Origin of the sequence: Nostoc cf. commune SO-36, assembly GCF_023734775.1 — a bacterium.
GTDB classification, from domain to species: Bacteria; Cyanobacteriota; Cyanobacteriia; order Cyanobacteriales; family Nostocaceae; genus Nostoc; species Nostoc commune_A.
This window is the reverse complement of record NZ_AP025732.1, coordinates 2610315-2622845: the sequence shown is the minus strand read 5'-3', so window position 1 is coordinate 2622845 and position 12531 is coordinate 2610315. Positions and strand designations below refer to the sequence as shown.

Genomic DNA, 12531 nt, shown 5'->3' with positions numbered 1-12531 from the left:
TCTTAAGGTCGGGAATCGATAAAGTGGTGAGTAAGTTTGGATGGTATAAGGAATTGTTACAACTTATGAAAAGTAATTTCATTACAGCTGTTGGTGCTAGCGTTATCACCTTGAGTATGGGAATTTTACCCTTAACTCTATCCGCACAAGCGACGGCAACTGCTCCCGAAGTCACTACTGCTCCAAGAGTGGTCACTTATGAAGATCGCAACGATTTTGATTGGGGTTGGCTAGGATTAATTGGTCTAGCTGGTTTGGCTGGTTTGGCTGGTAAAAAGCGTGATAACGAACCCACCGCTTATCGTGACCCTAATGCTCCAGGAGCTACTACCTACAGGGACTAGTACCGCAAGGGGGAAGTTAAAAGTTAACACTGAGGGGAGTCGAAGTGTCAAAATTCATGTGTGCTTTAATTTCGCCCTTTCTGGGTGTAATAAAATGGTAGGTTTATTACCACCGACCTGTACTAGACAATTAAAAATTCAAAAGTTGTCAGTTGTTGAGTAGAAGAACAACTGACAACTTAATCATATTAATTTACTGTTGGTTCTGAGTTAGATGAATTTGTCTGGTTTTGAGCTAAAGGTATCCAATAGCTGGCAATTAAGCCAACGATGAGCCACCAGAGGGTATTGACTTCGGGACGATACCAGACAGTATCTACGGTTCCGTGAGCTAGCATACCTAACAAAATAGCGATCGCTCCAATTAACCAAAATCCGTCTATACTTCCCAATTGTCGCAATCGTCGCATTTGCAAATATGCCGTATTAAATGTGACAATTATTAGCCAGAGAAAACAGGCTAAACCAACAAAGCCAGTTTCCACAGTCACTTCCAATAAAATCGAATAAGCGCTCAAAGCAGTGTAACGAGGGCGTTGGTAGAGGGGATAAACACTGTTAAAAGAGTTGTGACCAGGGCCAATGCCGAAAATTGGGCGATCGCGAATCATCTCAAATACAGCATCCCACACATTTCGGCGAAAATTATTACTGCTATCTTTACGGTCAGCAAAAATACTGAACACTCGTTCGCGCAATATGGGTACAAATACCACTGCTAGCACCAATACTCCGATTAAACCTCCCAAGACAATCGGCAGTGACCAAGTACGCCAAAAACGAGGCATTTCCACACTTTTCCAATAAACCAGCAATGCCATCACAGCCAAAACTGCTACCACTAGTCCAATCCAACCACCACGGCTAAAAGTCAGGATCAGGCAGGCAGTATTGACAATTAGCATTGTTACTGCCAGAGCTTTTTTGAGCCAACTTTGCCATGCAAAAATTGCCACCAAGCTAAAAATTACTGCTGGTAAGAGGTATCCAGCCAATAAGTTGGGATTGCCTAAATAACTGTAGACTCTTGTAGTCTTGGCTAGAGGAGATTCTGGATCAACCCAAGTTGCTAGTGCTGTGGCTCCAAAAAACCATTGCCGCAACCCATATACACTGACGATTAACGATATGTGCAGGTAAAGGGTGATAATCCAAGATCGAAGACGAGGCGACCTTAATACCCTGGCACAAAGGACAAATAGTAGCAAATACAATGTCAAAGTGCCCAGGTCACTAAGTGCCGCCTTTTTTACAGGTGATAATGCTGTTGCGATTGCGGCAATTCCCCAGTAAAGCAATACGAGTAGGTGAATGGGAGTGACTGAAGAGACATTTGTTGGTGTTACTTCATCAGATAAAGTCAACAACAGCCAAAATCCTACACAAGCCACCAGCAACAAACCCACCAATGTACTTGAAGTAAAAGGTGCAAGAGCATATATTAAGCTGAGTAAACCAGCTGCTATTGCATCTCCCCATTGGAACAAGATGCTGGTTTGCCGCCAAGAACTTAACAGTCCCACCAGAGAGCGGTGTACATAACTGGTAGCAAGATATTCTTTAAGCGGTAAAGATGATAAAGTAAATCGTTGCCAGACTAAATTCATAAAAAACATTGTGATCAATTAGCCTGCTGACGCAGAACTTGGAATTGATCATAATCCCTATGGCTATAAAAAGGTAATAAGGGAGATTGCACATCCCGTAATGGCGTTCTTATTCCTAGCCATCAGTCACTATCTTTAATTTGAAACCACTTTAGTCAATATAAAGTTAAGATAGTCCTTCATCTACTTAGTACAACTTGAGATAAATTGTGGTGAATTGAGGGTTGAAATTTAAACGTAGATGCGCTTCTCTACGAGACGCTACGCGAACGCTTTCCCGCAGCGCCGAGGTAAGTGCCAAGGCACGCAGAGAATTCGCTACAAATTAATCAAATATAGATAAAGAATACGTCTTTCCCAATCCCCAATCCTCAATTCCCATGACTAGACATCGCTAACTGCCTGCGAGGAAGTCGCTATTTGCAATGGTAAAGACAGCACATAACGATATCCTGATTCTGGTGAACTTTGAATCAAAATATTCCCATTATGCAATTCTGCCAGTTGACAACTTAGTAATAGACCTAAGCTTTCACGAGAAAGACTTCCATGTGCTTTAGCTAAATTTATACCTGAACTAGCAGGAAAGAAGTTTGAGTCAGAATCACTCAAGTTTTGGGAATTATCCACTGCCACTGATGAAGTAGCTGGTTGCTGATGGCTTTCTGCATGAGTGTTATAACTCGCCACTTCATCTGTCAACTCTAACAGTGATAAAGAATTGAGACGGAAGTAGGGGTCAACTTCAGTTATGCCGTCCCCCAGCCAGGGATGGGAAACCCAAATAGTAATATTGAGCGTATCTTCTTTGTAAGAAACATGAATGCGAACAATGCTACCTGTTGCGGAAAGTTGAATCACACTGAAAATCAGGTGATAGAGGATTTGCCGCACCTTGTCTTTATCTAAAGGCCAAATGCGATTGCGTCCTGGTTCTATAGAAAGGCGAATATCTTGCTCGCGGCGATTAGCCACTTCTTCTAGGGTATTGATAGCTTGTTGGCATAGCATTTCAATATCCACAGGAGCTAAATTTAGCACAGTTGAGTTGTCATCCATAGCTCCTAGTTCGGTAATTTCGTTTACTAAAGAAAGTAAGTACCGGCCACTATGTTGGATAATTTCCAAATATTCTCTCTGCTTAGTCGTCAAAGGCCCATAAATCTCACGTCCTAAAACGCTAGCCATACCAAGTACAGATGTTAATGGTGTACGTAGCTCGTGAGTTAGCTGACCCAAAAGTTCTAGTTTCAGTTGCTTGATAGAAACAGAGTCGCTATCTTCGGTGCGTGCGGTGATTTTAATCTCAGTGTTACGTTCGTCATTAAGTGAAAATATAGGAGCGCTTTTGAGAGTGCTTAATTCGAGTTTGCCTTGCAAGAGTCGGTTACGTTCAAACTCACTCATGCTCCAACGAGCGATGATTTGTAAAAACTCAATGTCTCGGGTTGTAAAATTGCGCGGCACTAAATCCATCACCGCCAATGCACCCAAACAATGACCCTCAGCATCAATCAGTGGCGCTCCTAAGTAAGCACGAATACCATAATCCTGCACCAACTTGCTGCTAGCAAGTACTGGGTCTGTCAGCTTGTGTGTATCGTTAATTACAAAGATTTGTAAGCTCTCTACTACCTGCGTGCAAAATGATTCCCGGCGTGACAGTTGGCGGCTTTGGGCCAAATAATTCATTAGTCCGAGCCTAGATAAGCCTACCGCCGACTTGAACCAGTGGCGTTCATGATCCACAAACCCCAATATGGAAATTGGTGCTTCCAAAAAGTGGGCAGCAGTCTGTGTGGCTTCTTCAAAAACTGGGATCGTTTCTGGTTGCCGCAAACCTAAATCTGACAAAGCTTTGAGGCGTTGTTGTTCTCTTGATTCATGAGAATCCCAACCATCCTTTAGGGCAAATAATTTGTTTTCAGGCTCTATCATTGCCACTGCTACCTTAATAATTTCTCGATTTTATAATTGATACAAGTCCTATTTCTAGGTTATCAATTGCTATTTTTAAGCATTCCCTAATTTTGCCTCTGACAAACAAATTTGGGGCAAAAATTTTTTATCCCTCCCGTTAAGCCGAGGATGTGGTGTCTGCTACTTATTAATTACTGGTGCTGAATGTTCTCGGTTTACACTGATGTAGTCTTTATTGCTTAGAATCTGGTAATCAGACTGCGTTAGATTTTGATTTAGCTAGGGTAAGCTAATGCTAGGCATGGAATATAAAGGCGGTGTTATTCTTTATGTAGATAAGTAATTTTCTTACTTAAACATAAAGTAAATTTACTTAAAATCAACGTTTGTATTGCTGTAATTATATGTAGCTATTTTTACTGTTAAAATCTAGCACCCAGAAATGGTAATCCTAATACAGAATGACATAAATAGACCAACCATATCTTTATGGGGAAGCAAGCTACAAAATTAGGGAAAAGGTGAGTTGATAAGCTTTTTTAATTTTGAGAAAAGTTGGAGTGGGGGCTTCGCATAAGTCTGATGACAACTTCGGGCGATGAAATGAATCGGGCATGATTTTGAATTACCCATAGTCTACTAGATAGTTTATCTCAGTCTCTATCCAATAAATTCAATTTATTATTAATGCCTAAAATCGTTCAACCTATTCTATTTTTTGCATCCGAAAAAATTTTTGTGAGGACAAGTGGTAATGAATAAAATGACTGTTAGAGTTCCTTTTGTAGACCTGAAGTTACAACATGAACCAATTCAAACACAATTACAAGATGCAATCCAATCTGTGTTGGAACGGGGAGATTTTATTTTAGGGCAAGCACTCTCAGATTTTGAGGCAGCATTTGCGGCAGTGTCTGGAGCGGATTATGGGGTTGGTGTGGCATCAGGAACAGATGCGATCGCTCTGGGGTTGCAAGCGTGTAATATTGGTGCTGGCGATGAAGTGATTTTACCAGCAAACACCTTTATCGCCACCTTGATTGGGGTGATACGTGCTGGCGCGAAGCCAATTCTGGTAGATTGCGATCGTCAAACAGCTTTAATTGACTTAAGAGAAGCAGCAAAGGCAATTACGCCTCAGACTAAAGCAATTATCCCCGTTCATCTCTATGGTCAGATGGTATCACCAAGTGAACTATTGAACTTTGCCGATACCTACAAACTACTAATTTTTGAAGATGCTGCCCAAGCACATCTCGCCCAAAGAGACGGATATCTTGCTGGTTCAGTAGGAATAGCAGCAGCTTTTAGTTTCTATCCCAGCAAAAATTTGGGAGCATTTGGGGATGGGGGAATGTTGTTGACGCGAGATTCAGAAGTAGCTCAGAAAATGGGGCGTTTGCGAAATTATGGTGCGTCACAAAAGTATTTTCATACTGAACCCGGAACAAATAGCCGTTTGGATACTTTACAAGCAGCCATCTTGCACCAGAAACTACCACACTTACCACAGTGGAATCGCGATCGCTTGACTATTGCCAAGCAGTATGATCAAGAACTAGCACCCTTAGCCACATCTGGGATTATCCCGATAGAAAACCAAAGTGATACAGGACATGTTTATCATCTTTATGTGATTCGAGTTGATGATTCTTGCCCAATAGAACGCCAGCAGCTCCAGGAAAAACTCACAGCAGTAGGAATTCAAACTGGCATTCACTACCCAATTCCTTGTCATCTCCAGCCAGCATTCAGCAACTTAGGCTATCAACCGGGAGATTTCCCTCAAGCAGAGAAGTTGTCAAAGCAAATATTATCATTACCGATGTATCCTGGTTTGAGCAGTAGCCAAATTAAAGAAGTTGTCGCTGCGATCGCTCATGCAGTCTCATCTAAAGTAGATGAAACCTCCACTGCTGACCTGGGCAGCGTGGTAGCCTGATATTAATTCATACCTAATGTGCATCTAACAATTAGACATTTGTTCTTTGTCAGTTGTCCTTTGCAAATGACCAATGACCAATAAAAATCATGGTACTCCAGCAACAGATTAAAAACAGAAACGCATCAGGCTTATTAAATCTAGCTATTTTAGGCGTTTTGCTGCTGCTTTATGCTCCGATATTGCTACATTGGTTGGATGGTTGGCTCTACAAAAATATCAGTACAGAACACGAATATTTTAGCCACGGAATTATTGGTTTACCATTTGCTGCTTATCTCGGCTGGATGAACCGAAAAAAGTGGAAACGTTTGCCAGATAATATCCATCCTTTGGGCGCTGTTTTCTTGTTATTAGGGGCAGTTTTTTATCTTAGTGGTGTCACAGAATGGGTTAACCTTTCCTTGCCCGTTATATTGGTAGGATTATGCTTGTGGTTTAAGGGAATATCAGGTTTGCGATCGCAAGGATTTCCCCTGCTACTAGTATTTTTGGCAACCCCAACAGCATTACCTTACCTCATTGCTCCTTATACCTTGCCTCTGCAAAGCTTCATCGCTGGCACAGCAGGCTTTATACTGAATCAATTTGGTATGGAAGTAACCGTAGATGAAATCAATCTCTACGTGGGAGGAAGGATTGTAGAAGTTGCCCCCTATTGTGCAGGGCTAAAAATGTTGTTTACAACTCTCTACGTAGGCTTGATGCTGCTTTATTGGACAGATGCTTTGTCTTCACGCCGCACAGTTATATCGTTTTTATCTCTTGCTGCGATCGTTAGTATTATTGCCAATATCATTCGTAATACTTTACTAACTTTCTTTCACGGTACGGGTCAAGAAGCGGCTTTTAAATGGCTACATGATGGGTGGGGTGGTGATGTCTACTCTGCTTGTATGCTGGTTTCATTAGTACCTTTACTGAATGGGATTAATAGCTATTTTTCAGCATCCCTAGAAACTGAGCAAGAAGGGGAAAGTTAGAATCATTGGGCATGGGGCATGGTTATTTTCCTTGTCCCACTATCTTCATTTTTCAACACTTATACGTAAGTCATAAATATTACTGAACTCAAAATGTTCTTTTATAAAGTAAAATTTTGCCTAAGTATTGCAAATTTTACTAATGATTTCCTTCTCCAAATTTTTCAAGGAAAACCAATTGAGTCAGGTAGCAGCACTTTTGTTATTGCTACTACTGCTGGCAATGGCAGGGCTTCCCGGATACCTGACAGGACGCTGGCAATGGAAACAGCCGCCACCTATTACTAACCTCAAAGAGTTAAGAGAAATCCGCAAGACTGGGTTAACTCTTCCTGGCTGGCAAAACATTGAACAAACAGAACAGCAAATTGGCGAACATAAATGGTCTTTGCAGGTAATTAAAAAAGAAGGTTCACAATCCCAGGCAATCCTGCTTTTGCTGCCACAAAATGGGCCTATGGATCAACCAGAGGTAGAGTGGACAGACGTTAACGGCTGGGGAAGGTCGCGCTGGGGAAAGTGGGATGTAGCTCAATTTCGTTCTGCTGAATTTACTGTGAAACCGCCTGCAAAGTTGGCTTCTAATGTCCAAACTCAAGTTGAAGCTAGGTTCTTTCGTGCCTCCACACCACAACAAACCTTTGCTGTCTTGCAATGGTACGCTACGCCAGACGGCGGAACTCCATCACCTTTTCGCTGGTTCTTGGCGGATCAATTGGCCCAGTGGCATAAGCAACGCACTCCTTGGGTAAGCGTCAGCATCCTGATTCCAATGGAACCTTTGGGGCAGGTAGAAACATCTTGGTTTTTAGCCCAGTCTATTGGAGAAACAGTGCAAGCTGCATTGATGGCAGGCCCTTTGTAAAGTTTGTGATTGATGCCTTTGTGCAGAGATTCATCAACAGTATTTCTGTAAATTGTGTTCACACTGAAATTTAGCAAAAATATGTTGATAATATGAAGTTAAAATTTAAATTTAGTAAAATTCTTCTGTTTTTCCGGGTAAATGCTTGCAGACAAAAGAAACATATAGGACATTTTTAGAGTAAAATAACCACTCGGCGCGACTAATTTTTGTATCAGTATTTTCTGCACCGATGTTCATAGATGCCAGTTATTATATGCGTGGATTCAGCGCCTTGTGTTTTGTCGGTCTACAAGTAGGAGTTTTTTTAACAACACCTATCCAACTTGTTGTTGCCCAGCCTTTTTTACCTCAAGGACAATCACCAAATCAACCCCCCTCGCCTGTGCCAGGCACTGAAGTTGTACCTCCAGGTGCAAATGAGGAAGTTTCCCCTCAACTCAGTCGTTACCTCTTGGGGCCAGGAGATGCAGTTGGCGTTGTGCTTCAGCGTCCTCCTGGGCCATACCGCTTAGGAATAGGAGATGGGATTAGCGTTTCGGTTCAGCGCTTTCCAGATTTGAGCTTTCAAGCTTCCATCAACCCAGAAGGCAATATTATAGTGCCGTTATTGGGAACGGTGTCATTACAAGGTTTAACTTTGCAAGAAGCTCAAGAAAAAATTCGCTTGGCTTTGAATCGTTATGTGGTTGATCCGGTAATAGTTTTAGCCTTAGCAACACAGCGTCAAGACCTGAGTTTTCAAGCTGTAATCAGTCCAGAAGGCAACATTGTCGTACCGCAAGTGGGAACGGTGTCACTACAAGGTTTAACCCTAGAAGAAGCTCAAGAAAAAATTCGTTTAGGTTTGAGTCGCTTTTTCCCAGATCCAATTGTAGTAGTATCCTTGGCAGGAACACGACCAGTTCAAGTTACCGTTAGTGGGGAAATATTTCGACCAGGAATTTATCCGATTAATTCAGCAACACCTCGTGTTGCCGATGCCTTGCTAATATCGGGTGGTTCAACCTTGAATGCAGACCTGCGGCAAGTGCAGGTAAGCCGGAAGTTAATCGATGGTTCCGTGATTTCACAAACTATTGATTTGTATGCAGCACTGCAAAATGGTGGTTCAATCCCTAATCTACGCTTACAAGATGGAGATGCAATACTCATACCCCGTCGGGAAGTCGGTAATGATAACGGTTATGACCGCAACTTGGTAGCACGTTCATCTTTGGCTACACCACAGATTAGAGTCCGGGTTTTAAACTACGCTGCGGGAGGTCTTTCCATTCAAGCCCTACCTAACGGCAGTACATTTGTAGATGCCTTGGGAGGAGTTAATCTAGACATTGCTAACCTCCGAGATATCGCTCTGGTTCGCTTTGATCCTGAACGAGGTCAAGCTGTCACCCAAAAACTTGATGCTAAAAAAGCTCTAGGTGGTGATGCCTCTCAAAATGTGGCACTTCAAGATAATGATGTTATTGTTGTTGGTCGGAACCTCATTGGTAGAATCACTAATTTCCTGACTACCATTACCCAACCTTTTTTCAATGTTCAATCCTTTCTCCGGTTTTTTGACAACTTCGGTGGCGGGTCAAATTAGTGACTTTAAAAGAAGGCTACAATCTTTAAATAGTTGGGAGTGGAGGTAGCCACATCTCTAACTCCGTTTTGAATTCGTTAATGTAAAAATATTAAAGATAGAAATCGGTATATAGAGTAGGAAGTTGATAGCGTTTTATATCAAAGCCACTATCTTTAGTTTGGTGCTTCCTAATTTTGAATTTTATTAGCGCGGCGTAAAGCCTTCTCTTTCAGAGACGCGAACGCGAACGGCATGGCTTTTCTACGAGAGGCTGCGCCAACCCTTAGAGCGAGTCCGCGAACGTCATTTTAAATTTTTAATTGGAGTGAAGCGACCATGACCCCACCAATTGTTAAGCGCTATCTTATTGCTTTCGATAAGTACAAGTGGATTGGACTAGCTAGTTTTGCTTTAGTTGTCGCGGGGTCAACTGTGGTAGCTATGCAACCAGAGCCACCTACTAGCTACATAACATCTGGCGCACTAACTTATAGTGGGCCACCAGTGTCGTTCTCTGCAACTGGTAGTGAAATTCAACAGCAAGGAAAGGAACTGAATGAGGAAGTTTTACTGTCAAATCAGATAATTGCATCAGTGGCAGAAAAAGTCGGGGTCAAACCGCAAAAGCTTGGTACTGCTGTCGCCCTTTCTCTTCCTAAAAAAAATCCCAGGAGTGGAGAGTTGGAATCTAGTATCTTTGAATTGAAATATGTAGATACTGATGCCAAACGAGGTATACAAGTATTGACAGAATTGATGCAGTCAATGATCAAGTTGAGCAGTGATATCAATACTGGGCGATTACAAGCAATTATTGAAAAGATTAACGATCGCACACCACAAGCTAAACGAGAATTGCAAATTGCTGAAAAGAAACTGGAACAGTATGATCGCATAGAGCGAACGGCAATATTGGCAGCAGAGAATGGCAGCTTATTAAGCGGCATTACTGGCAGCCAAAATCTACAACGGCAAATTCAATTAACTATTTCTGGGGTTGATGGTCAAATTCGCAGTTTACAAAATAAGTTAGGCTTAACAGTCGGACAGGCTTATATTTCTTCTGCTTTGAGTGCCGATCCAATTATAGGTAACTTGCGATCGCAAATTTATCAAAGTGAGTCGCAAATTGCTGTACTCAGAAAAGATTTGCGACCGGAACACCCAACAATGGTTGAGTTGATGCGTCAAAAACAAGCTGCTGAGGAATTGTTACAACAGCGTGCGGCTGAGGTGTTAGGTGGTGATGGCACGGCGGCTCCACTTCAGGGTAGCGTTGCAGGTATTCGTACCCAAAGTAGCTTAGATCCCGCACGCCAGCAATTGGCAAACCAAATGGTGGCTTTGCAAACCCAACAGGAGACGCTGCAACAACAACTAGCTCAAGAAATTCGACAAGAAGCGCGGCTACGGCAAGAGTATTCTCTCATACCTAATAAGCAATTAGAGCGATCGCGTTTAGAACAAGAAGTTGCACTGAAAAAAGCCATTTATGACCAAATGCAGGTGAAGCTAACTGATGCTAAAACCGCAGAGGCCGAAACTACCAGCAGCCTTAGCATTGCCAGACGCCCCACAGTGGCTGTCGATCCTAAACCTCCTAAGAGTGTGCCTATTACCCTTGCTGTAGGTGGGTTCTTAGGTGTGGTGATTGGTGGCGGGGTAATATTTTTGTTGGGAGCGCTGGAAGGAACTTTCAAAACCAGGGAAGATATTGGCCAGACCCTCAAACAACGGGAAGTGGCACTGTTGGGAGAATTGCCTTTAATGCCAATTGATGATTTACCTCAAGGAGCAGTGCCGGTTTTACTTTCTGCGGATTCTCCTTATTTAGAATTTTATGAGAAATTCCGTAGTAACCTGCGCCGAATTGGTGGTAAAAACTTAAAGGTGGTGTTGATTGCTAGCACCAGCAGTTCAGAGGGTAAAACGACAAGTGCATATAACTTGGGCATAGCTTCTGCAAGGGCTGGTAAAAGAACCTTGATTATCGAAACAGATTTGCGATCGCCTTCTGGTTGTACATCCTTGAATGTAATTCCTGACCCTGAAGCCACTATTGAACCCCTGCGTTATTACGCTAACTTGAGTGAATGTATTCGTTTAGTCCCGGATATAGAAAATTTATACATTCTTCCCAGCCCTGGCCCCGTGCGGCAATCTGCTGCGATTCTTGAATCTAGCGAAATGCGGCGGCTTATGGAAGATGTGCGCCAACGTTTTGATCTAGTCATTTTAGATACCAGTCCTCTCAGCATATCCAATGATCCTTTGTTAATTCAACCCTACAGCGATGGAATCGTACTAGTAACGCGACCGCATTATACACAAGAGAATATGCTAGGTGAGGCTGTTGATCAGTTGGTTGAATCTGAATTAGGGTTATTGGGAGGAATTATTAATGGTGCTGATATCATCGTTTCTGTACCTGAACAAGTTGCCCAATCATCAACATTTACATCTAGGGTAGAAGAATCAGAAGAACTTTCAGCCCGTGCTAGCAAAAACTAATAATTGCCAAATCGCAAACCGTCTTGCAGAAAAAGTTGGCACAGAGGAAACGCAGAGAATTGAAAGATAGCAATTGTTTCGCTACAACTTTTTCCAAATAATTAATGTACTTAGTCACGCCTAAACAACCCAAATAGGGGAGCGAGAATTACCCCAAAAACAAAACCACCGATGTGGGCCCAGTAGGCAACTCCACCAGTTTGCACAGTCATATTAGCGGCCGTTTGTAGGGTAGCAAGACCGGATATGACATTTTGCACCACAAAAAAGTCCAATTATTACTAGTGCTGGAACTCTGATTGTAGTGATAAAAAACCCTAAAAATATTAAGGTCATCACTTTAGCGTGAGGAAAGCGGATAATGTACGCTCCCAAAACCCCAGAAATTGCACCACTTGCCCCCAAGGAAGGAATCTCAGAAGTCATCCCAATAAACCATTGACACAAGGCAGCTAAAGCACCACACGCTAAATAAAAAATCAGATATTTGGCATGACCCAATCGGTCTTCAATATTGTTACCAAAAACCCAGAGAAACACCATATTCGAGATTAAGTGCCACCAACCGCCGTGTAAAAATTGCGACGTAAATAACGTTATCCACTCTCCACTCAAATTGGTGGTTAATTCTAGAGGCACTACCGCATACTGGCTTAAAAACTGAGTCAATTGTGCATTTGACAGGCTCACCTCATGAATAAAAACTAGAGTATTCATGCCAATTAACCCGTAGGTCAAATACGGAGTGATTCGCGTCGGATTTTCATCGTAGAGGGGAAACACAGG

Annotated in this window: 8 protein-coding genes and 1 pseudogene; 6 read left to right on the top strand and 3 right to left on the bottom strand. The window is 42.4% G+C overall.

Features of this window, described 5'->3' with window-relative positions; genetic code table 11:
- Nucleotides 1-65 precede the first annotated feature (65 nt).
- The gene (locus tag ANSO36C_RS11465; protein WP_251959645.1) at nt 66-344 is read left to right on the top strand and encodes a WGxxGxxG family protein; all 279 of its coding nucleotides are present in this window, start codon (nt 66-68) and stop codon (nt 342-344) included.
- Between the two features lie 188 nt (nt 345-532).
- Here ANSO36C_RS11465 and ANSO36C_RS11460 read toward each other — a convergent pair whose 3' ends face one another.
- Together ANSO36C_RS11460 and ANSO36C_RS11455 are read right to left on the bottom strand one after the other, a co-directional pair.
- A complete protein-coding gene (locus ANSO36C_RS11460) occupies nt 533-1951 on the bottom strand; it encodes an IctB family putative bicarbonate transporter (RefSeq protein WP_251959644.1) in 1419 nt (472 codons plus the stop codon).
- 384 nt (nt 1952-2335) lie between these two features.
- Nucleotides 2336-3889 carry a GAF domain-containing sensor histidine kinase gene (locus ANSO36C_RS11455; protein WP_251959643.1) on the bottom strand — a complete coding sequence of 518 codons (1554 nt, stop codon included), beginning with the start codon at nt 3887-3889 and terminating at the stop codon, nt 2336-2338.
- Between the two features lie 736 nt (nt 3890-4625).
- Between ANSO36C_RS11455 and ANSO36C_RS11450 the strand changes: the two genes are divergently transcribed.
- From ANSO36C_RS11450 to ANSO36C_RS11430, 5 genes are all read left to right on the top strand, one after another.
- Nucleotides 4626-5813 (top strand): DegT/DnrJ/EryC1/StrS family aminotransferase, encoded by a 1188-nt coding sequence (locus ANSO36C_RS11450; RefSeq protein WP_251959642.1) that lies wholly within the window; start codon nt 4626-4628, stop codon nt 5811-5813.
- Nucleotides 5814-5902: 89 nt separating this feature from the next.
- On the top strand, nt 5903-6796 hold the full coding sequence (crtB, locus tag ANSO36C_RS11445; RefSeq protein ID WP_251959641.1) for a cyanoexosortase B: 894 nt from the start codon (nt 5903-5905) through the stop codon (nt 6794-6796).
- Nucleotides 6797-6938: 142 nt separating this feature from the next.
- Nucleotides 6939-7661 (top strand): cyanoexosortase B system-associated protein, encoded by a 723-nt coding sequence (locus ANSO36C_RS11440; protein ID WP_251959640.1) that lies wholly within the window; start codon nt 6939-6941, stop codon nt 7659-7661.
- A 232-nt stretch (nt 7662-7893) separates the two neighbouring features.
- Nucleotides 7894-9252 carry a polysaccharide biosynthesis/export family protein gene (locus ANSO36C_RS11435; protein WP_251959639.1) on the top strand — a complete coding sequence of 453 codons (1359 nt, stop codon included), beginning with the start codon at nt 7894-7896 and terminating at the stop codon, nt 9250-9252.
- Nucleotides 9253-9570: 318 nt separating this feature from the next.
- Nucleotides 9571-11745 (top strand): GumC family protein, encoded by a 2175-nt coding sequence (locus tag ANSO36C_RS11430; protein ID WP_251959638.1) that lies wholly within the window; start codon nt 9571-9573, stop codon nt 11743-11745.
- A 110-nt stretch (nt 11746-11855) separates the two neighbouring features.
- On the opposite strand, the pseudogene ANSO36C_RS11425 reads toward ANSO36C_RS11430, so the two are convergent.
- Nucleotides 11856-12528 (bottom strand): annotated as a pseudogene (locus tag ANSO36C_RS11425) (rhomboid family intramembrane serine protease).
- Nucleotides 12529-12531 lie beyond the last annotated feature (3 nt).